General features: G+C 69.5%; 24 protein-coding genes and 1 riboswitch. Of the genes, 13 read left to right on the top strand and 11 right to left on the bottom strand.

What is annotated here, in order from left to right:
- Window positions 1-37: 37 nt before the first annotated feature.
- The 3 genes from AC07YZ_RS22260 to AC07YZ_RS22250 form a co-directional block, all read right to left on the bottom strand.
- The gene (locus tag AC07YZ_RS22260) at window positions 38-1,201 is read right to left on the bottom strand and encodes a lipocalin-like domain-containing protein (protein ID WP_494796392.1); all 1,164 of its coding nucleotides are present in this window, start codon (window positions 1,199-1,201) and stop codon (window positions 38-40) included.
- A 5-nt stretch (window positions 1,202-1,206) separates the two neighbouring features.
- Window positions 1,207-3,813 (bottom strand): ABC transporter permease, encoded by a 2,607-nt coding sequence (locus AC07YZ_RS22255; RefSeq protein WP_494796391.1) that lies wholly within the window; start codon window positions 3,811-3,813, stop codon window positions 1,207-1,209.
- Window positions 3,814-3,940: 127 nt separating this feature from the next.
- Window positions 3,941-4,306, bottom strand: coding sequence for an SPW repeat protein (locus AC07YZ_RS22250; RefSeq protein ID WP_494796390.1), 366 nt, complete (start codon window positions 4,304-4,306; stop codon window positions 3,941-3,943).
- Window positions 4,307-4,529: 223 nt separating this feature from the next.
- Here AC07YZ_RS22250 and AC07YZ_RS22245 point away from each other — a divergent pair, with 223 nt between their 5' ends.
- Together AC07YZ_RS22245 and AC07YZ_RS22240 are read left to right on the top strand one after the other, a co-directional pair.
- Complete coding sequence (locus AC07YZ_RS22245; protein WP_494796389.1) at window positions 4,530-5,426, top strand: transglutaminase-like domain-containing protein; 897 nt, start codon at window positions 4,530-4,532, stop codon at window positions 5,424-5,426.
- 109 nt (window positions 5,427-5,535) lie between these two features.
- Entirely contained in the window at window positions 5,536-5,706 is a 171-nt protein-coding gene (locus AC07YZ_RS22240; protein WP_226492363.1) for a hypothetical protein, read from the top strand.
- Between the two features lie 119 nt (window positions 5,707-5,825).
- Here AC07YZ_RS22240 and AC07YZ_RS22235 read toward each other — a convergent pair whose 3' ends face one another.
- On the bottom strand, window positions 5,826-6,488 hold the full coding sequence (locus AC07YZ_RS22235; protein WP_494796388.1) for a class I SAM-dependent methyltransferase: 663 nt from the start codon (window positions 6,486-6,488) through the stop codon (window positions 5,826-5,828).
- A gap of 192 nt (window positions 6,489-6,680) precedes the next feature.
- Window positions 6,681-6,789: riboswitch (TPP riboswitch) on the top strand.
- Between the two features lie 66 nt (window positions 6,790-6,855).
- Here AC07YZ_RS22235 and AC07YZ_RS22230 point away from each other — a divergent pair.
- From AC07YZ_RS22230 to AC07YZ_RS22205, 6 genes are all read left to right on the top strand, one after another.
- Window positions 6,856-7,926, top strand: coding sequence for a thiamine ABC transporter substrate-binding protein (locus tag AC07YZ_RS22230; RefSeq protein WP_494796387.1), 1,071 nt, complete (start codon window positions 6,856-6,858; stop codon window positions 7,924-7,926).
- 76 nt (window positions 7,927-8,002) lie between these two features.
- Complete coding sequence (locus tag AC07YZ_RS22225) at window positions 8,003-9,646, top strand: ABC transporter permease (RefSeq protein ID WP_494796386.1); 1,644 nt, start codon at window positions 8,003-8,005, stop codon at window positions 9,644-9,646.
- On the top strand, window positions 9,639-10,283 hold the full coding sequence (locus tag AC07YZ_RS22220) for an ABC transporter ATP-binding protein (RefSeq protein ID WP_494796385.1): 645 nt from the start codon (window positions 9,639-9,641) through the stop codon (window positions 10,281-10,283). The genes AC07YZ_RS22225 and AC07YZ_RS22220 overlap by 8 nt, the downstream gene beginning before the upstream one ends.
- Window positions 10,284-10,362: 79 nt before the next feature.
- The gene (locus AC07YZ_RS22215; protein ID WP_226492368.1) at window positions 10,363-10,710 is read left to right on the top strand and encodes a heavy metal-binding domain-containing protein; all 348 of its coding nucleotides are present in this window, start codon (window positions 10,363-10,365) and stop codon (window positions 10,708-10,710) included.
- Window positions 10,711-10,726: 16 nt separating this feature from the next.
- Window positions 10,727-11,173 (top strand): hypothetical protein, encoded by a 447-nt coding sequence (locus tag AC07YZ_RS22210; protein ID WP_226492369.1) that lies wholly within the window; start codon window positions 10,727-10,729, stop codon window positions 11,171-11,173.
- A gap of 5 nt (window positions 11,174-11,178) precedes the next feature.
- Window positions 11,179-11,613 (top strand): DUF4124 domain-containing protein, encoded by a 435-nt coding sequence (locus AC07YZ_RS22205; protein ID WP_494796384.1) that lies wholly within the window; start codon window positions 11,179-11,181, stop codon window positions 11,611-11,613.
- 6 nt (window positions 11,614-11,619) lie between these two features.
- On the opposite strand, the gene AC07YZ_RS22200 is transcribed toward AC07YZ_RS22205, so the two are convergent.
- Complete coding sequence (locus AC07YZ_RS22200; RefSeq protein WP_494796383.1) at window positions 11,620-12,807, bottom strand: lytic murein transglycosylase; 1,188 nt, start codon at window positions 12,805-12,807, stop codon at window positions 11,620-11,622.
- Window position 12,808: 1 nt separating this feature from the next.
- Window positions 12,809-14,173, bottom strand: coding sequence for an MBL fold metallo-hydrolase (locus AC07YZ_RS22195; protein WP_226492372.1), 1,365 nt, complete (start codon window positions 14,171-14,173; stop codon window positions 12,809-12,811).
- Between the two features lie 170 nt (window positions 14,174-14,343).
- Between AC07YZ_RS22195 and AC07YZ_RS22190 the strand changes: the two genes are divergently transcribed.
- A complete protein-coding gene (locus AC07YZ_RS22190) occupies window positions 14,344-15,045 on the top strand; it encodes a haloacid dehalogenase type II (RefSeq protein ID WP_494796382.1) in 702 nt (233 codons plus the stop codon).
- A 22-nt stretch (window positions 15,046-15,067) separates the two neighbouring features.
- Here the strand turns inward: AC07YZ_RS22190 and AC07YZ_RS22185 are convergent, their stop codons facing one another.
- Window positions 15,068-15,853, bottom strand: a complete 786-nt coding sequence (locus tag AC07YZ_RS22185; RefSeq protein WP_494796381.1) for an IclR family transcriptional regulator domain-containing protein — start codon at window positions 15,851-15,853, stop codon at window positions 15,068-15,070.
- 220 nt (window positions 15,854-16,073) lie between these two features.
- On the opposite strand from AC07YZ_RS22185, the gene AC07YZ_RS22180 reads away from it, so the two are divergent.
- The 3 genes from AC07YZ_RS22180 (at window position 16,074) to AC07YZ_RS22170 (ending at window position 18,748) form a co-directional block, all read left to right on the top strand.
- Window positions 16,074-16,997 carry a 4-hydroxyphenylpyruvate dioxygenase gene (locus AC07YZ_RS22180; protein ID WP_226492375.1) on the top strand — a complete coding sequence of 308 codons (924 nt, stop codon included), beginning with the start codon at window positions 16,074-16,076 and terminating at the stop codon, window positions 16,995-16,997.
- Between the two features lie 39 nt (window positions 16,998-17,036).
- The gene (locus tag AC07YZ_RS22175; RefSeq protein ID WP_494796380.1) at window positions 17,037-17,951 is read left to right on the top strand and encodes a sugar phosphate isomerase/epimerase family protein; all 915 of its coding nucleotides are present in this window, start codon (window positions 17,037-17,039) and stop codon (window positions 17,949-17,951) included.
- Between the two features lie 83 nt (window positions 17,952-18,034).
- Window positions 18,035-18,748 carry a YebC/PmpR family DNA-binding transcriptional regulator gene (locus tag AC07YZ_RS22170; RefSeq protein WP_494796379.1) on the top strand — a complete coding sequence of 238 codons (714 nt, stop codon included), beginning with the start codon at window positions 18,035-18,037 and terminating at the stop codon, window positions 18,746-18,748.
- 23 nt (window positions 18,749-18,771) lie between these two features.
- Here the strand turns inward: AC07YZ_RS22170 and AC07YZ_RS22165 are convergent, their stop codons facing one another.
- From AC07YZ_RS22165 to AC07YZ_RS22155, 3 genes are all read right to left on the bottom strand, one after another.
- Window positions 18,772-19,026, bottom strand: a complete 255-nt coding sequence (locus tag AC07YZ_RS22165) for a hypothetical protein (protein ID WP_226492378.1) — start codon at window positions 19,024-19,026, stop codon at window positions 18,772-18,774.
- A gap of 67 nt (window positions 19,027-19,093) precedes the next feature.
- Window positions 19,094-19,795 carry a DsbA family protein gene (locus AC07YZ_RS22160; RefSeq protein ID WP_494796378.1) on the bottom strand — a complete coding sequence of 234 codons (702 nt, stop codon included), beginning with the start codon at window positions 19,793-19,795 and terminating at the stop codon, window positions 19,094-19,096.
- 12 nt (window positions 19,796-19,807) lie between these two features.
- A complete protein-coding gene (locus tag AC07YZ_RS22155) occupies window positions 19,808-20,674 on the bottom strand; it encodes an MBL fold metallo-hydrolase (RefSeq protein ID WP_494796377.1) in 867 nt (288 codons plus the stop codon).
- Between the two features lie 126 nt (window positions 20,675-20,800).
- Here AC07YZ_RS22155 and AC07YZ_RS22150 point away from each other — a divergent pair, with 126 nt between their 5' ends.
- Window positions 20,801-21,691 carry a LysR family transcriptional regulator gene (locus tag AC07YZ_RS22150; protein WP_226492381.1) on the top strand — a complete coding sequence of 297 codons (891 nt, stop codon included), beginning with the start codon at window positions 20,801-20,803 and terminating at the stop codon, window positions 21,689-21,691.
- 229 nt (window positions 21,692-21,920) lie between these two features.
- Here AC07YZ_RS22150 and AC07YZ_RS22145 read toward each other — a convergent pair whose 3' ends face one another.
- Window positions 21,921-22,973 carry a DMT family transporter gene (locus tag AC07YZ_RS22145; RefSeq protein ID WP_494796376.1) on the bottom strand — a complete coding sequence of 351 codons (1,053 nt, stop codon included), beginning with the start codon at window positions 22,971-22,973 and terminating at the stop codon, window positions 21,921-21,923.
- Window positions 22,974-23,139: the final 166 nt, after the last annotated feature.

The raw sequence follows: 23,139 nt of genomic DNA, 5'->3' as shown, positions 1-23,139 counted from the left end.
CCTTGGCCCGCGAGGAGCCGCGAACGAAGCCAACGGTTCAAAGCACCAGCCGCTGGGCGTAGCCCGTCATTTCCAGGTAGCCCCGGCCCACGCGCTGGCCGTGGCTGTTGAACAGGTCCGACAGGCCTTCCCAGTACACCGTGCCGGTGCCCTGGCGGCTGTCGAGTTCCTGCGGGTCGATCACGGCCTTGACGGTGTAGACCTCTGCCGGCGTGCGGATGCGCCACTCCATCGGGTAGCGCGCGCGGGTGCGCGGGCTGGTCCAGAAACGCTGCGGCGCCCAGTCGAGATCGTCGGGGTGAAAGCGCTGGATGTCGGTCGGGCTGTGTGCGCTGGCGGCGCTGCGCACCGAGCCGCCCGCCCAGAGCGGGCTGCCGTCCTGGCGGCGCAGCTGGAAGGCGGTGAGGCAGTCGCCGTTGAACAGGTTCATGCCGATCCAGTCCCAGCCCACGGCCTCGGGGTGCAGGATGGCTTCGCTCCACTCGTGGTCCAGCCAGGCGCGGCCCTGCACGATCTCGAACGCTTGCCCGCGCAGGGCCAGTCTGCCGCGTACCGAGAGCTGTGGGTGGCTGACGTAGAAGCTGGCCTGTTCGGGCTGCGGGCCTTTGCGCGAAAAGCCCGCATCGCCCTGCAGCAGGATGGCCTGGGTGGGCGTGGCGGTGAGCTCGATGCGGATGTCGTCACCCGCGATCGCCGTGGCGTAGCCGCCGTCGGGCTGGCGCGCGATGAACCAATCGCGCAGCACCACCTGGGTGTCTTGCTCGCGGGCGAACACGCCACGCGCCGGGTCGGCAGGGGCATGGCCGTTCCAGCGCGCGATGCGCTGGTCGTGCCAGAGCCGGCCGCCCTGCACGTCGGTGATGGCGGCGTGGGCAAACAGCAGTTGCCGGGCCGCGAGCCGGCTCTGCAGCGGCTGCGCCGCATCGACCCGGCTGCGGAAGAACGTGACCTGAAAGCCGAAGGGGCGCCCGGCGGCGTCCTGCGCGTGGCCGGTGAGGTACCACCACTCGGTGCGGGTGTCGTTGTGCGTGCCGTGGTCGCGCGGGAATCGGAGGGCGCGCGGGCTGAGCATCCGTGGCGCCGCCGGGGCCTGGGCCCACGCCGGGTCGCCCAGCCAGGGCGCGGCCAGCAGGCCGCTGCCGGCCAGGAGCAGGCGGCGGCGCGCCGGGCCATCGGCCGGTGAAGGGGTGGGGCGTTGCATGGGGTTCACCAGTCTTCCTTCACCGCCTGCACCGCGTCGCGGCTGGCGGCGGCGCGCCCGGCCAGCCAGGCCGTGGCCGTGCCGGCCAGCACCACGGCGGCGCACAGCGCGAGCAGCCGCGCCCAGGGCAGGGCGAGGTCCATGGTCCAGTGGAAGCTCTGCGGGTTGACCACGTGCACCAGCACCACGCTCACCGCCAGGCCCAGCGCGAGGCCGGCGAGCGCGCCCAGCACCGTCCAGGCCAGGCCTTCGAGCGCCACCACGCCCAGGATCTGCGCCCGTGTGAGGCCCAGGTGCGCGAGCAGGCCGAACTCGCGCCGCCGCGCCAGCACCTGCGCGCTGAAGCTGGCAGCCACGCCGAACAGGCCGATGGCGATGGCCACCGCCTGCAGCCAGTAGGTAACGGCGAAGCTGCGGTCGAAGATGCGCAGCGACACGGCGCGGATCTGGCCGGCCGAGGCGAATTCGACCAGGTCGCCCGCGCCCAGGGCTTCGGCGCGCTCGCGGATGCGTTCGCGCAGCGCTTCCTCGTCGGCACCGGGTGCCAGATGCACCGCCAGATCGTTCACGCTCGCATCGCCCGAGAGGCGCACGAAATGCACGCGGTCGATCACCACGCTGCCGTGCTGGCGCGCGTAGTCGCGCCAGACGCCGGCCACGAAGAAGCGCGTGTTCCGGCCGCGTTCCGCCGGAAAAGCCAGCGCCAGCGCGGGCAGCCAGCCGCCCGGGCGCGCGCCGTGCAGGTCGAGCATGGCCTCGCTCACGTACACCGGCACCACCGTCTCGCCCGCAGCCAGCGCGGGCAGGGGCAGCGGGTTGCCCACCAGCGGCAGTGTCTGCCCCGCGCCGGGCGCGCCGCCCACGGACAGGGGGCGCGCCAGCAGCGTCACCGGGGGCCGCGCGGCGTCCATCTGAAGCAGGGTGGCGCGCAGCGGATCGACCCGCGCCACGCCGGGCAGCGCGCCCACCGCCTGCACGAAATCGGGCGGCAGGGTGTTGCCCTCGCCCACGCTGCTGCTGCCCGCGCGCACGTAGAGCTGCGCGGGCAGCACGCCGTCGAGCCACTGCGTGACCGAATCGCGAAAGCTCGCCACCATCACCGTGAGCGCCACCGACAGCGCCAGGCTCGCGACCACGCCGCTGGTGGCCACGGCCGCGGTTTCGCGCAGGCGCCGCGAGCGCTCCACCGCCAGCAGCGGCAGGGCGTGGCGCGCCACCAGCGGCGCCAGCCGGTGCAGCAGCGCGCCCACGGCCAGCGGCAGCGCGGCGATGCCGCCCACCAGCAACAGGCCCACCGACACATAGGCCGCCAGCGGCACGCCCCCCACCGGCGGCGCCCAGGCCAGCACCGCGGCCAGCACCATCAGGGCCAGCGCCCCGCCGTGGTGTCTGGCGCCGCCCGAGCCGGCACCGCCCAACCCCTTGAGCGCGAGCGCCGGGGCCATGCGCGCCATGGCGCGCGCCGGCCACCAGCCGCCCGCCAGCGCGGCCGCCACACCCAGGGCGCCGTAGAGCAGGGCGGCCGGCGCGCTCCATTGCAGGGGCGGCGCCACGCCGGAAAAATAACCACCGCCCAGATCACCACCGAGCACGCGCAGCGCCAGCGCGGCCAGGGCCGTGCCCAGTGCCACGCCAAGCACGCTGCCCAGCAGACCGAGCAGGGCCGATTCGGTCAGCACCAGGCGCAGCCGCTCGTTGGCCGACAGGCCCAGCACACCGAGCAGGGCGAACTGCTGCTGGCGCCGCGCGACCGACAGCGAGAGCACGGAGAACACCAGGAACGCGCCGGTGAACAGCGCCACCAGCGCCAGCACCGTGAGGTTGACGCGGTAGGCGCGCGAGAGGTTGCTGGCGCGCTCGCCGGTCTGCTCGGGGCGCTGCGCGATCACCGTGGCGGGCAGTGCCAGCGCGTCCAGCAGGGCCTCGGGCCGGGTGCCGGCCTCCAGCCGCAGGTCGATGCGGCTGAGCGCGCCCAGCCGGCCCATCAGCGCCTGCGCGGCGGCCACGTCCATCACCAGCAGGGGCGCGCCGGGCGCGTTCACGCTGCCGGCCACCCGCACGGTGGTCAGGCTCAGCCCGCTCTGGATTCGAAGCTGTGTGGGCGCCGCGCCCGCGGCCACCAGGGCCTGGCGCGCGGCCGGGTTGAGGAACACCGCGTCGGGCGCGAAGATGTCCAGCCGACGGGGTGGGGCGCTGCCCTCGCCGTCGGCCGCTTCGGTGGGGTTCCGGGGCATGGGCAGCAGCGCGGGCGACACCCCGGCCACCGTGAGCGCGTCCACGCCCACCAGCTTCACCGCCACCGGCCCGCCGCCCGGGGCCTGCGCGGTCGTCGGCAATTCCAGCACCGGGCTGGCCAGCGCCACGCCGGGCTGTGCGGCCACACGCTCCAGCAGCTCGTCGGACAGCATGCCCTGGCGCGCGCGCAGGCTCAGGTCGGGCTGGCCGTTGACCGAACTCACCGCACCGGCGAACTCGGCCAGCGCCGAGGCGTTGATGAGCTGCACCGCGAAGGCCAGCGCCACGCCCAGCGTCACGGCCAGCACCGCCAGCGCATTGCGCCAGGGGTGGTGGCGCAGTTCCTGCCAGGAGTAGGTGGTGAGCAGTTCGCGCATCGGGCCTTGAGCTTACGGCAAGGCGCGCTGGCGCATGCGCGAATCCATCCCATCCGCCCTCCCTCGGCGGGTGTTTGCTTTGCACGCCGGGGCGGCTGGCTTGGGACCGGTCGCCCCGTTCAGGTGCTCAGTGCCCGGTGGCCTTGTGCCACCAGTCGTTGTATTCGCTGTCGGTCGTCAGGGTCCAGAGCGCCAGCGCGAAGATCACCACGCCCGTGACCACCGCCGTGAGCATGGCGGCTTCCATGGTGGCGAACCCCAGCAGCCAGGGCGATGCGACCAGCCACACCGCCAGACCACCCTCGGTCCATTCTTCCCAGGCCCGTGGCACGAAGATCGCGCCCAGCGCAGCGGCGACGAGCGCCATCCCGACGATGACCGCGTTCCACATGGCCGCGGAGCTGTCCTGGTAGCCCATCAGCCAGGGCGATACCACCAGCCAGACGCCGAGGACGGCGTTGACCGCGTCGGTCCAGTGTTTCAGGGGTTTCATGGCATGTACCTCCTGCAGCAGGAAAACAACCCGGCTGCACGGGTTTTGAGCCTGCGCCGGGGTGGTTTGTTCCGTGCCCGGCGTGTGCTGGCGCACATGGCCCGAAGCTTGCGTGCGCGTAAGATGGTCTTTCCATTTTTCTGACGACATTCACCGTTTTGCGGCGCGTGCGCGCCAGCGGCCGCTTCCGGGCCCACAGCCTCTTTTTTTCACGGTGATCCCCATGGTCCGCATCCACCTCGCCATCGATCTGCAGTACGCGATCCACCCGCCGTCCGCCGATTTCATCTTCAACGTCCAGGCCGCCCATTCGCCCCAGCAGAAAGTGGTGTGGGAAGAGCTCCAGGTGAGCCAGCCCGTGCCCCTGGTCATGCACACCGACCCGGCCACCCGCAGCCGCACGCTGCGCCTGAGCGCCGGGCCGGGCCCGCTGCAGCTGCGCTACCGCGCCACGCTCGACATCACGCACCACGTGGCACAGCCCGACTCGGTGTTCGAAACCCCGGTAGCCCAGCTGCCCCCCGAGGCGCTGATCTACCTCTACCCCAGCCGCTATTGCCAGTCGGACTGCGTGACCGCCATGGCGAACAACCTGTTTGGCCAGCTGCCGCAGGGCTACCGCCGCGTGGAGGCCATCAAGCAGTGGGTGCAGAGCCAGGTCAGGTTCGAGTCGAACAGCAGCAACTCCATGACCTCGGCGCTGGACACGCTCAACGACCACAAGGGCGTGTGCCGCGATTTCGCGCACCTCATGATCACCCTGTGCCGCGCGCTCAACATTCCCGCGCGTTTCACCACCGCGATCGACTTTGGCGCCGACCCGGCGCTGGGCCCGACCGACTTCCACGCCTACGTCGAGGTCTATCTCGGCCACCGCTGGTACCTGTTCGACCCCTCGGGCACCGCCATCCCCATGGGCTTCGTGCGCATCGGCACCGGGCGCGACGCGGCCGACGCCTCGTTCGCCACCATCTTCGGCGGCGTGGTGGCGCATGCGCCGCGCATCGACATCTCGGCCCAGGTGAACCCGCAAAACGGCTGGCTGATGCCGGTGCACCGCCCCGAGGCCCTGTCCACCGACTCGGCGTTCACCTGGAACATGGTGGACGTGGCGGGCTGAGGGCCGCCAGGGCGTTGGCCCCCTGGCGCGGGCGGGGCGCCGCTGGCCTCGCCCGCGCGGCCTGTGGCCTAATAGAGGGGTTTTCAACCAATTTCTGTCTGGATCCGACATGGGCAACAAAATCGTCACCGAAGCCGACCGCAAAGCCACCCCCCGTCCCAAGCCCATTGCTGGCGTCTCCCTGGCCACCCCTGGCCGTGGCCAACGTGTCAGCCTGGAACGTGGCGTGGCCACGCGCAGCAAGAAAAACCCGGGCAAGCGCTCGAAGAAGGGCGGCTGACCCGTACCGATCGCCCCCGCGGCGGTCCCACAAAAAAGGCCCTTGCAGGGCCTTTTTTGTGGGCGGGCGCCAGTGGGCCGGTGGCTCAGCCTCCCGGCGCTTGGCACCTGTCCGCGGTTTCAGCGCGCGAACGTGAGGAAGCGCCCTTTGTAGGCTTCGCCGGTTTCCAGCGTTCGGCCGGCGGCCTGCATGTTCAGCCCGTAACCCAGCACCGCCATCTCGCGGCAGAAGGCGCTGCGGTTGCCGCGGTCGGGGTCCACGATGATGACTTCGGCGCCCGCGCGGGCGTGCTGGTCGATGAAGCGCGCGAGCTGGGCCGGTTGCTGGCGTTCGTAGAGCACGTCGCTGCCGATGATGAGGTCGAAGCGGCCCAGGCCGCTGGCGCCGTTGGCATCGTCCAGCGCCCAGTTACCCGGCTGGTAGGGCAGCGGGCCCAGGCCGTTGGCCAGCAGGTTTTCGTGCAGGAAGGCCTCGGTCAGCGGGTGCCAGTCGGTCACGGTCACGTCGCCCGCGCGGCGGTGGATCACCAGGCTGGCCAGCGCCAGGCCGGCGCCAATCTCCAGGATACGTTTGCCCTCGATGGCGTGGCTGTGCATGGCCAGCGCCAGCACACGTGCCGAGGGCCAGACCTGGCCAAACAGCGGCCAGCCCGAAGCGCCCATGCCCGCGTCTTCGGCACTGCCGTGCGGGTCAGCGTATTGCTGGTTGTCGAGCAGGGAGCGCACGGCGTACTCCAGGCCGCCGATGGTGACCGTCTGGTGTCGGACTTCGTAGCCGGGCATGCGGTGTTCTTTTCATGGTGGGTGGGCGGTGTGAAACGGTTCTGATCGAACGGGCACAGCGCTTCCATGGGAACCAGGGACGGGGCATGCGGGGCCGAGGAGGCAATCTCGCGGGTGGGCCGCGCCGTGGTTGCGGGCCCAGGCCACGGTAACACAGGGCTGCGCGAAGCACAGGGCGGGGTCTACAATTTGCAGCTTCACCGGGGGTGCCGGGCCCACCGCACAGCGGGCCACGGCTGAGAAATACCCCTCTCACCTGATCTGGATCGTGCCAGCGTAGGGAGCGTGAGCAGCCGGCCGCCGATGTGTGCGTTGCTGTCCCTGTCAGACGCTTTCCCTGGCGTTCTTTTTGACAAGGCGGCTTCCCATGCAACGGCGTTTTTTTTCGGCAGTACTGGTTTCGGTTTCCCTCGCGGCGCTGGGGGCATCGCCCACGGTCTGGGCGCAGGCGGTGCCGCTGCGTGTGCTCACCCACAGCTCGTTCGACCTGCCCAAGGAGCTGCTGGCGCAGTTCGAGAAAGACGCGGGCGTGAAGCTGCAGATCGTCAAGGCCGGTGACGCCGGCGAGATGGTCAACAAGCTGATCCTCACCAAGGCCCGGCCCATCGCCGACGTGGTCTACGGCATCGACAACACCTTGCTGCCGCGCGCCGTGGCCGCGAAGGTGCTCGACGCCTACACCGGCCCCGCCGCCCAGCGCGCCTCGGCCGCGGCCATGGCCGAGGGCGCCGACCAGACCGGTGTGGTCTCGGGCGTGGTGCCGGTGGACTACGGCTTCGTGAACCTCAACATCGACAAGGCCTGGTTCGCCCAAAAGGGCCTGGCGCTGCCGACCTCGCTCGACGATCTGGCCAAGCCCGCCTACGCCAAGCTGCTGGTGGTGCAGAACCCGGCCACCTCCAGCCCCGGCCAGGCCTTCGTGTTCGCCACCATCGCCGGCCTGGGCGAAGAGGCGGCGTTCACCTGGTGGGGCCAGATGCGCGCCAACGGCGTGAAGGTGGTCAAGGGCTGGACCGAGGCCTATTACACCGAGTTCACGCGCAACGGCGGCACGCGGCCCATCGTCGTCAGCTACGCCAGCAGCCCGGCGGCCGAGGTGTTCTACGCCAAGGAAAAGCTCAGCGTTTCACCCACCACCAACCTGTTCTTCAAGGGCGGTGTGTTCCGCCAGGTCGAGGGGGTGGCGCTGGTCAAGGGTGGCAACCCGGCCGCGCGCGACGCCGCCGGCAAGTTCATCGAGTTCCTGCGCTCGGCCCCGGCCCAGCAGGCGCTGCAGACCACGATGTGGATGTTCCCGGCCGAAGCTGGGGCCGCGCGTGTGGAGGTGATGAAGCAACACGCGAGCGAACCCACCGCGTTTGACAACCCGGGTGTCACCGACATGAACAGCAAAGGCAAGGCCTGGCTGCAGCGCTGGACCAAGGTGGTCTTGAAGTGACCCTCCTGCGCCGCTGTGCGGCTTCCCCCCTGGTGGGGGCCCGTGCTCCGGCCGAGCGCCTGGGTTCAGTGCATTCATGCATGGATTGAGATCCCGCCACCTGCTGCCCGCGCTGCCGCTGGTCTTTCTGGCGCTGCTGCTGGTGGCGCCGGTGGTGCGGCTGCTGGTCGAAGGGCTGGGCGGGGGCGAATGGTCGGGTGACGAGCCGCTGCGCTGGCTCGACGTCTGGCAGGACGACTTCCTGCGCTGGCGGGTGTTGTGGTCCCTGGCCCAGGCGGCGATCACCTGCGCACTGGCCCTGGCGCTGGGCCTGCCGGTGGCCTGGGTGCTGGCGCGGCTGGAATTCCGGGGCCGCTCGCTGGTGCTGCGCCTGTTGATGCTGCCCTTCGTGGTGCCCACGCTGGTGGCCGCGCTGGGTGTGCTGGCGCTCTGGGGGCCGCGTGGCCTGCTTGGCGCGCCGCTGGCCGGGGCCGGCATCGAACTGGTGGACACGCCCTGGCTGCTGCTCTACGGCAACCTGTTTTTCAACCTCTGCGTGGTGGTGCGTGCCGGCGTGGACGCGCTGGAGCAGGTGAGCGCGCCGCGCGTGGCTGCCGCGCGCACGCTGGGCGCCACGCCCTGGCGCGCCTTCTGGCGCGTGGAGTGGCCGGCGATCGCGCCCTGGCTGGCCTCGGCGCTGTGTCTGGTGTTCCTCTATTGCTTCGCCGGCTTCGGCCTCGCGCTGATCCTGGGCGGGCAGCGCTACGCCACGGTCGAGGTCGAGATCTACACCCTGGTGGCGCACGAGCTGGCGCTGGGCCAGGCCAGCGTGCTCGCGGTCTGGATGCTGCTGCTGACCGGCGCCGTGGCGCTGGCCTACGCCTGGATCGAAAAGCGGCTCGCGGCGCCCGGCCGCGTATCGCCCATCGCACGCCAGCGTCCGCGTGGTCTGGGCCAATGGGCGGCGGTGGGCGCCGCGCTGCTGGTGTTGTTCGTCGTGTGCGCGGCGCCGTTGCTGGCCATCGTGTGGCACGCGGCGCAGGCGCTGCTGGGTGGGCAGGGCATGGCCGTGCTGCTCGAAGCCGACACGCGCGCCGCCCTGTGGAACACGCTGCGTTTCACCGCCATGGCGCTGACCCTGGCCACCGCGCTTGGGCTCACCCACGCGCTGGCGGTGCGCGCGCTGGACCTGGCCAGCCTGCAGCGCCACGCCAGCGAAGCGCGCGGTGCGCTGGCGCTGGCCTGGCGCGCCGCCGCCTTCCTGCCGTTCGTGGTATCGCCGGTCACGGTCGCCTTCGGCCTGCTGCTGCTCTACCCGGACTGGACCGCCAGCCTGGCCCTGCTGGTTTCGGCCTACGCCTTGCTGGCCTATCCCTTCGTGGCCAAGTCGCTCACCGCCGCGCTCGACAGCCTGCCCGCGAGCTACGCGCAGGCCGCGGCCACGCTGGGCGCGCGGCCGTGGCGCGTGTTCCTGCGGGTCACGCTGCCGCTGGTGGCGCCCGCACTGCGCCGTGGCATGGCCTTCGCCGCCGCCACCGCGCTGGGCGAGTTCGCCGTCACGCTGTTTCTCTCGCGGCCCGAATGGACCACGCTCACGACGCTGATCTACCAGCACCTGGGCCGCCCCGGCGCCGCCAACCTGGACGCCGCGCTGGTGCTCGCCTGCGTGCTGATGGGGCTGGCGCTGGCCGCGTTCACGCTGCTCGAAGGTCGACCCAGAGACAATGCCCCCCATGCTTGAACTGCGCGACATCCGTAAACAATGGGACCACCGTCCGCTGCTGGACGGCGTGGGCCTGCGCGTGGCTGCGGGTGAAACCGTGGCCCTGCTGGGCGCCTCGGGCAGCGGCAAGAGCACGCTGCTGAAGATCGTCGCCGGGCTGGAGGCGCCGGAGGCGGGCAGCGTGTGGTTCGACGGCGTGGAGATCACGGCCCTGCCGCCCGAGCGGCGCGGCTTCGCGCTCATGTTCCAGGACTTCGCGCTGTTCCCGCACCTCAACGTGCAGGACAACGTGGCCTTCGGGCTGGTGGAGCAGGGCGTGCGCCGCGGCGAGGCGCGGGAGCGGGCCCGCGCCATGCTCGCGCGCTTCGGCCTCGCAGAACACGCGACGGGCAAGGTCTGGACGCTCTCGGGCGGCGAACAGCAGCGCGTGGCGCTGGCGCGTGCGCTCATCACGCAACCGCGCGCTCTGTTGCTCGACGAGCCCTTCAGCGCGCTCGACGCCACGCTGCGCGAGCAACTGCGCACCGAGTTCCGCGAGCGCATCACCGAGGCCGGCATGACCGCCATCCTCGTCACCCACGACGAGCAGGAAGCGCGCGCCATGGCGCAACACGCCTGGGGGCTGCGGGGCGGGAAGCTGGTTGCCCTCTGGTGAGGGCGCCCGTGGCCACTGGCACAATGAATCCGCAGGCACCTGCGGGTGCGTCCCACTCACACATCCACCGGGAGTTCACATGGGCTGGTTTTCGAAATCCACCGACGGCTTTTTCCTCAGCACCACCACGCCACCGGGCATCGAACTGAAGCAGTACCTCGGCGTGGTCAATGGCGAAGCCATCATCGGCGCCAACATCTTCCGCGACATGTTCTCTTCGGTCCGCGACGTGGTGGGTGGACGCGCGGGTGGCTACGAGCGCGCGCTGGCCGGCGCGCGCGATGCCGCGGTGGAAGAACTGATCGAGGCGGCGAAAGAGCTGGGCGCCAACGGCGTGATCGGCATCGATTTCGACTACGAAGTCATGGGCGAGACCAACGGCATGATGATGGTCGCTGTCAGCGGCACGGCGGTGAAGCTGGGCTGAGGCCCGGTGCATTCCCATGGACGCCTACATCGTCATCGGCAACCCCAACACCCGCAAAGCCTCACTGGTGCGCAGCCTCACGGGCTGCTTCAACCGCAGTGTGCGCGACATCCTGATCCAGGGTGGCCGGCGGCCCCTGCGCTTCTATGCCCGCGTGGGCACCCTGCAGGACACCCGGACCACGGTCGAGCAGTTCGTGGTGGAGGTGACGCGCTCGCGCTGCGACGCGGTGCTGTTCTGCCTCTCGCCCAACGCCAACAAGACCGACACCGTGGAGTACCCGGACGCGCTGACCTATGTGGCCGCCCTCAGGGAACTCGGCTGGCGCGTCAAGGGCGTGGCCGTGCTCGGGCAGGACGGCGGTGGCGTGCGTGCACCCAACCTGCGGCAATACACCCAGGCCCCCACCGCGCCGGTGAACGTGACGGCGCGCGAGGTGCGGGCGCAGTTTGGGTGGGTGTGAGGGCCATGAAATCCATCATTCGCGGCGCAAAGCTGCTGCCATGGCTGCTGGGGCTCGTGTGTGCCGCCTCACAGGCCGAGATCTACCAATGGGTGGATGCGCAAGGGCGTACCCACTTCGACGACAACCGGCCAGATGCGGGGCGGGAGAAGGTCGAGGAGGTGAAGGTGCGCAAGCCCAACCTGATGAACCGGTTCGTGGCGCCTCCACCAGCAGCGAAACCGGCGCCCAAGCAGGAGGTGAACAAAACACCGCCGGAGTCCGCTTTGCCGCCGAAAGAGCCCGTCGGTGTGGCCGCGAGTCAGGCCACATGCGCCGAAAAGAAGCAGGCGTACGAAGCCTCACAGGCTTGTTATGCCGCTTGCGGCAAACCGGTTTGGGGAGGCCGCAACAATGCAGAGTGTGGGCACTGTACCGATTTGCCCGATCCGCACTGCTGATTTGGCCTATCCGCCGCGCAGCGCCTGCAACAGCTTCTGCCCACCCCGCCCGTTCACCTCGTGCCCCAGCCGTTCCTGCTCGGCGCGGATCGCCACGCGGCTCTTCTCGCCCAGCATGCCGTCCACCTCGCCGATCTCGTGGCCGCGCAGGATCAGCAGGCCCTGCAGCTCGCGGCGTTCGGCGCGCGAGAGACCTGGGTCGTCGGTGGGCCAGGGGGTGGTGAACGGACCGCCGCCGCGCAGCCGGTCGGCCAGGTGGGCGATGGCCAGGCCGTAGCTCTCGGCGGCGTTGTAGCTGTAGATCGCATCGAAGTTCCTGAACACCAGAAACGCCGGGCCAGCGGGGCCGGCGGGTGTCATCAGGCCGGCGCTGCCGAGGTTGGCGGGCAAGGGTGAGCCGTCCACGCGGGTCACGCCGCGCGCGCTCCACTCGCCGATGGCTCGCTTGCTGCGCCGGCCTTCGCCGCCGGTGTTGAAGCCCTCGGGGAGCTTCACCTCAAAGCCCCAGGGCTGGCCGGTCTGCCAGCCGGCTTTCTGCAAGAAGTTCGCGGTCGAGGCCAGCGCATCGGGGGTGCTGTCCATCAGGTCGGCCCGGCCGTCGCCGTCGAAGTCCACCGCCAGCCGCTCGAAGGTGCTGGGCATGAACTGGGTGTGGCCAAAGGCGCCGGCCCAGGAGCCGACCAGGCGCTCGGGCGCGATGTGGCCGGCTTGCAGGATGCGCAGCGTGGCGTACAGCTCGGTGCGGAAATAGGTCTGGCGCCGCCCGTAACACGACAGCGTGCCCAGCGCCTGCACCAGCGGGTATTTGCCGAAGCTCTGGCCGAAGTTGCTCTCGACCCCCCACACCGCCACCACCGTGGCCGGGTCCACGCCGTAGCGCTGCTGCGCGCGCTCCAGCGTTTCGGCGTGCTGGGCCAACAGCGCACGCCCTTCGGCCACGCGCTCGTCGTCCACCAGGCCGGCGAGGTAGTCCCAGATCGGGGTGCGGAACTCGGGCTGGAAGTCGAGCTTTTCGATCACGCTCATGTCGGGCTGCAGGCCTTGGGTGAAACGGTGGTAGGCCGTTTCGGAGACCCCGGCGGTGCGGGCAACGCCTTGCAGGCCGTCGATGCACTGGGTGAATTCGGGTGGGGCGGTCTGGGCGAAGGCGGGCAGGGTGATGGCAAAGGCGGTCAGTCGCAGGAGGTGTTTCATGTCATACAGCCCAAGTCGAGCCATGTTCGGGAACCAGCGCCTGCCAACGCAGCTCGGTCTCGATGCGGTGGCGCAGCGCGTCGGAGGCGCCCATGTCGCCGTGTGTCACGAACACGCGGCGCGGCGCGGCGGGCAGGGCGCGCAGCCAGTCCATGAGCTGGCTGGCGTCGGCGTGGGCCGAGGCCGACTTCATCTGCACCACCTCGGCGCGCACGGGCACGTCCTGGCCGTGGATGCGCAGCTGGGTCGCGCCGTCCGACAGGCTGGCGCCGCGCGTGCCGGGTGCCTGGTAACCGGTGAGAACGACCATGTTGCGGTGGTGGCCGAGGTACTGCACCAGGTGGTGCAGCACGCGCCCACCGGTGGCCATGCCGGCAGCGGCGAGCACAATCTTGGGGCCATGTTGTTGCGCAATCGCCTTGGACTCGTCGGCCGAGCGCGTCATCTTGGCCACGTGTTCCATGTCGCGGCATTGCGCGGCGTTCAAGCGGTGTTCGCCCAGGTGGCGGTCGTAGAGGTCGGTGGTGTGGATGGCCATCGGGCTGTCGAGGTACACCGGCAGGCTGTGCGGCAGCACGCCGTTGGCCTTGAGCAGGGCGATGGCGTGCAGGATCTCCTGCGCACGGCCCACGGCGAACACCGGCACCACGGCCGTGCCACCGCGCGCGGCCACGCGTTGCAGGGCAGGGCCGAGCTCGGCGAGCACGTCTTCGTCCGGGTGCTCGCGGTCGCCGTAGGTGGACTCGATCACCACCACGTCGGCTGCGGGCGGCTTGTCGGGCGGGTTCATCAGCGAATCGTCGGGCCGGCCCAGGTCGCCCGAGAACAGGATGCGCCTGCCACCCACCTCCAGCAGCAGGCTGGCCGCGCCGAGGATGTGGCCCGCGCTGGTGAAGCTGGCCTTCCAGCCGTGCAGCGGCTCAAAGGGCTGGTGCATGGGCACGGTGCGCAGCAGCTTGAGGCTGTCGAGCGCGTCGCTTTCGGTGTAGAGCGGCAGCGCGGGCGCGTGTTTGCTGAAGCCCTTCCGGTTGGCGAAGTTGGCGTCTTCTTCCTGGATGTGGCCACTGTCGGGCAGCAGGATCTGCGCGAGGTCGCGCGTGGCGGGCGTGGTCCAGACCTTGCCGCGAAAGCCCTCCTTGGCCAACAGAGGCAGGTAGCCGCTGTGGTCCAGGTGGGCGTGCGTCAGGATCACGGCGCCGATGTGGTTGGGCATCACCGGCAGCGGGTCGCGGTTGCGCAGGCGCAGCTGCTTGTAGCCCTGGAACAGGCCGCAGTCCACCAGCAAGCTGTGGCCGTCGTGTTCGACGAGGTATTTGGAGCCGGTCACGGTGCCGGCCGCGCCGAGGAATCGGATGTGGACGTTCATGCGGGCCATCTTATCCCCATGCCCACAACGGCTTCCCGAATGGCGCCGGTGCCGGTGAGGCCTTGCGCCCGGGGCGCCGCGCGCAGGCACCGGCGGCGCAAAATGCAACACCGCAGCCCCGACCCGGTGGCGCTGCGCGTTGTGCAACCCGATCCGGCGGAGGCCGTCCCATGGCGATTCAAGCGGTGGTTTTTGATGCCTATGGCACCTTGTTCGACGTGTATTCCATCGGCGTGCTGGCCGAGCGCCTGTACCCCGGCCAGGGGGCCGCGCTGTCGGCGCTGTGGCGCGACAAACAGATCGAATACACGCGCCTGATTTCCCTCAGCGACCCCGATGCCGAACAGGGCAGCAGCCACTACCGGCCGTTCTGGGACCTGACCCGCCAGTCCCTGCGCTACGCCCTGCAGCGCCTGGGCCTGCCCCTCTCGGAGGCCAACGAAGAGGCGCTGATGGCGCAGTACGCGCAACTCACCGCTTTCCCGGAAAACCGCGGCGTGCTGGAGGTCCTGCGCCGGCAGGGCATGACGACGGCGATCCTCTCCAACGGCAACCCCGAGATGCTGGCGTCGGCCGTGGACAGCGCCGGCATGCGCGACCTGCTGGACCACGTGATCTCGGTCGACGGCGTGCGCCAGTTCAAGACCATGCCGGTGGCGTATGGCGAGGTGGCCCGCCACATTCCGGCCGAGAAGACGGACGTGCTGTTCGTCTCCAGCAACGCCTGGGACGTGCTGGGTGCCGCCTGGTTCGGCTTCACCACCCTGTGGATCAACCGCCAGGGCCTGCCGTTCGAGACCATCGGGCCTCGGCCCGACCACGTGGGCGCCGATCTCACGGCTGTGCTCGGCGTGTTGGGTCGGGGCGGCTGAACAAGCTGCTGAGACACCACACCTAGATCAGGTTCCTGAGCGTTCGCGCCGCTTCCTGCAGCACCGGCAGCACGCGCTTGATCGCGTCCTCGCTGCTTTCCTGGTTGATCGGCATGGTGATGCTGATCGCGCCTTGCACCGCGTTGTTGCGGTCCAGCAGCGGCACCGCGATGCCCCGTGCGTTCAGCTCCAGTTGCTGCTCCAGCAGTGCCCAGCCCTGCCGGCGAAAGCGCTGCAACTCGCTGCTAAGTTGCTCCTTGCTGGACATGGTGAACGGCGTGAAAGCATGCAGCTCGCGGGGTCCTAGCCAGGCATCGGCCGCTGCTTCGCCCATGGCCGCCAGGATCGCCACACCCGCGGTCGACAGTTGCGCCTGGATGCGCGAACCCAGCATGTAGCCGGTGTTCATGTGGCGGTGCGCGCCGCTGCGCGCGATGTAGACCACGTCGTCGCCGTCGAGCACGCCAAGGTAGGCGATTTCCTGCGTGCCGCCCGCGATGCGCTGCAGAAAGGGCTGCACCACCCGCGGCAGCCGCGCCGACTCCAGGTAGGCGTGGCCCAGGCGCAGGATGCGCGGCGTGAGCCAGAACAGTTTGCCGTCGCTGCCCACATAGCCCAGGTGCGCCAGGGTCAACAGGTAGCGCCGCGCGGCGGTCCGGGTGAGGCCACAGCGGGCGCCCGCCTGGCTCGCGGTCAGGCGCGGGTGCTGGTCGTCGAAAGCTTCGATGACCGACAGGCCTTTTTCCAGACCGGCGATCCAGTCGCGCGGCTCCAGCCGGGGTGTTGTCGAAACGGGTGGGTTGGGCATGGGTGTGACGCTCGCAGGGCGGATACGGATGGGTGAAAACCCTGATATCGATCGATGATCGAACGAAGATGATCGATTATCGATCGGCACCATCCGGTGCGTGCGGGTCAAAACCGATGTGCCCACCTACAGTGAGAGCTGTAGCGGGTGACCTCACCCGATGCCGCGCCCGCTGGCCCTTTGACGCCCGGCCTGGCGCTCACCCGATGGAGACACAAGCATGAGTGACCTGCTGCTCAACACCCCCGACGGCCGCGAGCCGCTACAGGCTTCTTTCAGCGATGCCGCCAACCCGCTGGGCCTGGACGGCATCGAGTTCATCGAATACGCCACGTCCAAGCCCCAGGCGCTGGGCCAGGTGCTGGAGATGATGGGCTTTCGCCCGGTGGCGCGCCACCGCTCGCGCGAGGTGCTGCTGTACCGCCAGGGCGATCTCAACATCGTCGTCAACGCCCACCCCACCGATGCCCAGGGCGCTACCCATGGCAGCGAGGTGCCTTCGATCTCGGCCATGGCGCTGCGCGTGCGCGATGCGCGCGCCGCCTACCACTACGTGCTCGAACGCGGTGCCTGGGCGGTGCCGACGCACGCCGAGGTGATGGAACTCAACATCCCGGCCATCCACGGCGCGGGCGGCAGCCGCATCTATTTCGTGGACCGCTACAAGGAGTTCTCCATCTACGACGTGGATTTCGTGCCCATCCCCACGGTGGACCAGCGCCCGCCGGCCACCGCCGGCATCCACTTCTTCGGTGTCGTGCAATACATCGGCCCCGAGCGCAGCAACGACTGGATCGCGTTCTACAACGAGCTCTTCGGCACCGAGCTGATCCCCGACGAACAGCGCTTCGGCATCATGCCCAAGGGCACCTTGCTGCGCACCCCCTCGCTGGACGCCACCCGCCGCTTCATGCTGCAGCTGATCGAACCCGAGATCAACGTGGTCGATGCCGACGAGCGGCTGCAGCGCATCGGCCTGGGCGTGCCCGACGTGCTGGCCGCCGTGAAGGCGCTGCGTGCGCTGGGCGTGGAGTTCGTCGAAACCCAGGCTGCGCACACCGAGCAGCGCGGCGCCATCACCAAGACCTACCTGGGCTCGGTGGTGTTCGAGCTGGTGCACAGCGAACTGCGCACCGGAGCCTGATCGCATGAGCAGCGCAGCGCGCCGCACGGAGGACCAGCCATGAAACCGAAACACAGCGCCATTGTCGAAGCCATCAGCGGCTTCGGCATGGACACCATCACCCTGGCCGGCCCGCTCGAAGCCAAGCTCGCGGCCATGAAGGCGGCCGGCTTCTCGCAGGTCATGCTCAAGGCCAACGACATCAACGGCCACCCCGGTGGCATGCAGGCCGCGGTGCAGGCCGTGAAAGACAGCGGCCTGCGTGGCACCGGCTTTCAGGTGCTGCGTGACTTCGAGGGCCTCAGCGGCCACCTGCACCACTACAAGATCGACATCGCCAAGGCCATGCTGGAGATGTGTGCCGCGCTGGACTGCCAAGTGCTGCTGGCCTGCTCGTCCACCTCCACCCATGCCAGTCAGGACCTGGACCACCTCGCGCGCGACCTGCGCAAGCTCGCCATGCTGGCGCTGCCCCTGGGGATCAAGATCGCTTACGAAGGCCTGTCCTGGGGCCGCACCGTCAACGAATTCACCACCGCCTGGGACGTGGTCTGTCGCGCCGATTGCCCCAACCTGGGCCTGGGCCTGGACTCGTTCCACATCTTCGCGGCCAAGACTCCCCTGGAGGAAATCGACTACCTCGACCCGAGCAAGATCTTCCTGGTGCAACTGGCCGACTTCATGTGGCAGGAGATCAAGACCTTCGAGGAGCGCATGAGCACCGCGCGCACCTTCCGCGTGTTCCCCGGCGAGGGCGTGCACAGCGAACAACTGGTGGACCTGGTGCAGAAGCTCGACCGCCTGGGCTACGCGGGCGACTACAGCTTCGAAGTCTTCAACGACGACTACCAGCAGATGCCGCTGCCCATGGTGGCCGAACGCGGCCGCCGCTCGGCCCTGTGGCTGGCCGAAGACGTGCTGCGCCGCTCGGTGCCGCTGCCCAACCAGATGCGGTTGAAGTCGGTGGCGGGTTGATCGTTCGTCGCGCCAGTGGTGTCGTGTCAGGGGTCGTCCACTAAACTCATGCACCCCCGTCAGCCACAACACAAGGAACTCCCATGGGCGCGCAGTGGAAAGCGAAACACAAGGACCTGGCGGCCAACGCCAAGGGCCGCCTTTTCGGCAAACTCGCCAAAGACATCATGATCGCGGCGCGCCACGGTGCCGATCCGGCGGCCAACGCTCGGTTGCGCCTGGTGGTGGAGCAGGCGCGCAAGGTCTCCATGCCCAAGGACACGCTGGACCGCGCCATCAAGAAGGGCGCGGGCCTCACCGGTGAAGCGGTGCATTTCGATCATGTGATCTACGAAGGCTTTGCGCCGCACCGCGTGCCGGTGATGGTGGAGTGCCTGACCGACAACGTGAACCGTGCCGCGTCGGACATGCGGGTGCTGTTCCGCAAGGGCCAATTGGGCACCAGCGGCTCGGTGTCCTGGGACTTTGACCACGTCGGCATCATCGAAGCCGAACCCGCCGTCGCGGGCGCCGATGCCGAGGTGGCGGCCATTGAGGCCGGCGCGCAGGACTTCGAGCCTGCCGACGAAGAGGGCGTGACCGTCTTCCTGACCGACCCGACCGATCTCGACCTCGTGAGCCGCGCGCTGCCCGCGCAAGGCTTCACCGTGCTGTCGAGCAAGCTGGGCTACAGGCCCAAGAACCCCATCGACCCGGCCAGCCTGAGCGCCGAGGCGCTGGAAGAGGTAGAGGCCTTCCTGGCCGCGCTGGACGACAACGAAGACGTGCAGAACGTCTTTGCCGGCCTGGGGGGCTGAGCGCGAGGCGCCGGGGCCCCGTTTCAGGACGGGCCAGCGGTTTTCAGCAGCTCGGCCTCGAATTGCCCGAGCTCTTCCTCCAGGGTCCCGCGGCTGTGGAAATGCCGATGGGCCTGGCCGTACCAGTACTCGGCGTCTTCCAGATCACCCTCCTGCATGTGCAGAATGCCGTGCAGCCAGGCGCCCAGCGGAGAATCCTCGTTCTGCACGAGGTTGTGGGCCTCGTCCCAGCGCCCCGAACGCGTCAGAACCAGGACTTCATGAAGAGGGGAGGACATCGAAGGCTCCTTCTGGTTGGCCGTGCCTGAAACCGTTCCATGGCACGGCCCCCTTTTACCGCGACGCTCAAGCGTCCGCAATATCGCTCAGCAGTTGCTCAAGGTCGCCGTACAGGGCATTGCCGCGCAACAGCCGGCGACCGTTGTCGTCCGTGACCACCAGGGCGGGCACGCCCTGCACGCCGAAGCTCTGCATCAGCCCCTGCGCCTGGCGCATGCGCGCCGCGTTGGCGGCCAGCAGCTCGGCGTCGGCCGCCGCCAGGCGGTGGGCCGCATCGGCCAGGCCCTGGTCGCGCAGCAGTTGGCCCACCACGGTCGCATCGCAGGTGTCCAGGCCCTGCACGTAGCGGGCCTCCTGCAAAACCTTCAGCGTTGCCAGCTCGCGTGAGGGCTCGGTCAGCGCCACGGCCGTGAGTGCCAGCGTCGTCGCGGCCGAGTCGAAGGGGCTGCCGTGGCGGCCCAGCACCTTCTGGCGGTAGGCCTCGGTGAAACGCTGGCCGGTGAGCTTGGCGATGCGCAGGTCGTTCGACCAGGCGTAGGCGGCAAAGTCCGCGTCCATGGCGCGCCCGTTGCCTGCAAAGAGGCCCGTGGGCGCCAGCGCCAGCGTGATGGCGCTGTGTTGCCCCAGCTTCTGAACCACGGGCGAAGCGCCATAGCACCAGCCGCACAGGGGATCGAACAGGTAGGTGATGGCTGTGCTCACTGGCGTACCTTCGCCCTGCGGGCTGCGGTGCGAGCTTGCTTGGGAACGGCCCGGCGCTGCGCTCATGGTCCTATCTCCTTACCACTTCATCTCGCCCTTGTTGACCTTGGCGCCGATGTCCAGCGACAGGGCGCCGTCGGTCATCTGGGGGTAGGACTTCTTCATGGCTTCGATCAGCTCGGCGCCGGTCTTGCTGGCGGCCAGGTTCTTCTCGAAGGTCTGCAGGTAGTCCTTGGTGAAGGTGATGGTGCTGGCGTCCACGGCGGTGCCGGCTTTCATGTGGCCGGGCACCACCAGCTCGGGCTTGAGCGCGGCCATTTCGTCCAGCTGGGCCACCCAGGCGGCGCGCTCGGCGGCGCTTTGCGTGTCGGCTGTCCACACGTGCATGTTGCCGAAGACGCCGATGTTGCCCACCACGGCCTTGATCGACGGGATCCAGGCGTAGGGGCGGTGGGCCAGCAGGCCCTGGGTGCCACGGATTTCGATGGTCTGGCCTTCCAACGTCAGGCTGTTGCCGGCGAGTGCGCGCGGCGCCACGGGTTTGCGCGGTGCGTTGGCGCCCATCTTGGGACCCCAGAACGCCACTTTGCCGGCCATCTTGGCGTTCAGTTTTTCCAGCACGGCGGGCGTGCTCACCACGTCGGCCTGGGGGAAGATTTCCTTCAGCGTTTCGACGCCGAAGTAGTAGTCCGGATCGGCCTGGCTCACGTAGATGGTGGTGAGCAGCTTGCCGCTGTCGAGCACGTTGGCGGCGATGCGCAGGGCGTCGGCGCGGGTGAAGCCGGCGTCGATCACCATGGCTTCTTTTTCCCCGTAGACCAGGGTCGAGTTGACGTTGAAGCTGTTGCCGGCGGCGTTGTAGACCTTGACGGTCAGTGGCTGGGCGGCCTGGGCGCTGGTGAAGGCGATGGCCAGCGAGGCGGCGACGACGGTGGTGCGGATCATGGAAGGCTCCTGTTGGATGTCATTGAAGGGGATGCACTTTTCAGCGCTGGGATGCACTGTAGTTTCAATATCCGAACAGATAAATCGCATAATCTGGCCATATATGTTTCAAAAACAGAGCAAATCATGGACCGATTGACCGCCATGCGCGTGTTCGTGGCGGTGGCCGAGAGCGGCAGCTTCAGCGCCACGGCCGACCAGCTGGAGATGTCGCGCGCCATGGTCACGCGCTACGTGGGCACGCTGGAACATTGGCTGGGCGCGCGCCTGCTGCAGCGCACCACGCGCAGCGTCACGCTCACCGACGCGGGCGAGAACTGCCTGCGCCGCAGCCAGCAGATGCTGGCGCTGATGGACGACGTGGAGCAGGAAACCAGCCGCCACGACACGGCGCTGCGTGGGCAACTGCGCGTGACCTGCAGCGTTTCCCTCGCTCACGCGCAGATGGCGGCCGCGCTGGCCGATTTCCTGAAACTGCACCCAGCGCTCAAGATCGACCTGAACGCCAGCGAGGGCGCGCTCAACCTGGTGGAGGCGCGCATCGACCTGGCCATCCGCATCAGCGCGGAGCCCGACCCCACGCTGATCGGCCGGGTGCTGGCGCCTTGCGCCTCGGTGCTGGTGGCGTCTCCCGCGTACCTGGCCGAGCACGGCGTGCCCCAGGCGCCGGCCGATCTGGAAACCCACCGCTGCCTGAGTTTTGCCAATTTCGGCAAGAGCACCTGGACCCTCCGACGGGGCGAAGAACGCTGCCAGGTCGGCGTGCGCAGCCAGCTCAGCGCCAACGAGGCCACCGCCCTGCTTCAGGCGGCCCTGGCGGGCGGCGGCGTGGCCCTGCAGCCGACCTACCTGGCCAACCCCTACCTGGCCGACGGGCGCCTGCGGGCGGTGCTGCCGGACTGGCAGCCGCCCGACATGGCCATCCACGCGCTGTACCCCTCACGAAAACACCTGTCGCCCGCGGTGCGGGCCCTGCTGGACTTCCTGGTGGCGCGGTTCGCCAGCGTGCCCTGGTAACGCCACAGTAGCAGGGGAAGCACCCCAGGCGGAGCACGACCCGCAACGCACGAAGCGGCCCAGCCAAGGACACCGCCGGGCCGGCTTTGCCGGACGGCTGGTGTGCCTTGCAGGCCGCAGCCTCGCCAGAGGCGAGGCTTCTTCGGGCCGTCCAAGCCTGCGCAGGCAGGCTCGGAGCCGCGGCCCTCAGCCCCCTAGGGGGTAGCGCGAAGCGCTGCGGGGGGGGGAGTTAATGCCTGTGTAAATGGTGTGCATCCGGCACATGCGGATGCGCGTGGCCCATCGGGCTGTGGTGGTGCCAGTGGCTGTGGGGGCCGTCGGGCATCACCTCGTGGCGGTGGGTGTGGTGCCCATCGTCGTGGGTGTGGGCGTGTTCGTGTTCCAGCTCGCCGTGCTCGTGCCCGTGTTCGTGGCGCTCGGCCAGGTGCAGGACCACGCCGCAGACCATCAGGAAACCACCCAGCGCCATCAGCCACGAAGCGGAGCGGTCGCCCAGCGCAAACGCGCCCAGGGCCCCGATGAAGGGCGCAAACGCAAAGACCGAACCGGTGCGGGCCGCGCCGAACGCGCGCTGGGCCAGCAGGTAAAAGCGCAGGCTCAGGCCGTAGCCGGTGGCGCCCACGGCCAGCAGGGCCGCGGCCGCGAGCCCGCCGGGCCGGGGCTCGCCCCAGAGCATGGCAATGATCGCCGTGGCCACGCTGCCCAGCACCGCCTTGACGAGGACCACCTGGCCGGGGTCGCGCTCAGCCACCCCGCGCGAGAGCGTGTTGTCAACGCCCCAGGCCGCCGTGGCGGCCGTCACGGCCAGCAGGCCCAGCAGCTGGACCTGGCCGATCAGCCCCTGTTCGAACACCAGGGCCACCCCGCCCGCCAGCAGCAGCGCCACTGCGGCCGCCACCCGCCGGTCCAGCGTTTCGCCGTACCAGCGCCAGGCCAGGATGGCGGTGAACACGGCTTCCAGCGTGAGCATCAGGGACGCGCTGGAGCCGCTGGTGCGCTGCAGGCCCCAGGCCAGGGCCACGGGCCCGATCACGGCGCCCATGCCTGCCATGGCCAGCAGCCGGGGCCAGTCGCCGCGCTGGAGCTGCGCCTCCCGCGCCGCCGGCCGGCGCAGCAGCCCCGCCACCAGCGCCGCGCCGGCGTAGAGCAGCGCCGCGGTGGTGAACGGACCCATGCCGGCGCCGAAGCGTTGCACCAGCGGGGTGCTCAGCCCGAACAGCGCCGCCGCCAGCAGCGCGAGCAGGCCACCTCGGAGCGCGGGTGAGGGCGGCGCGAGGGTCATGGGCGGGTTCTCCTGTGAAGTGGGTGGTGGGGGTGTGCTTGAGCATATCGCCGGCGCCCGGGGCCGGCGCGGGGTCTCGCGCAAAGAGGGCTTGTCCGTGAATTCTGCTGCTGGGAGCGGTCCCCGATCCGCACTATGCTTGCACGTGGCCGTCGCCTCGGGTGTG

This window comes from Hydrogenophaga sp. GW101-3F08 (genome assembly GCF_059424585.1).
Note: the sequence above shows the minus strand (reverse complement) of the source record. Positions and strands in the feature narration are given on the sequence as shown.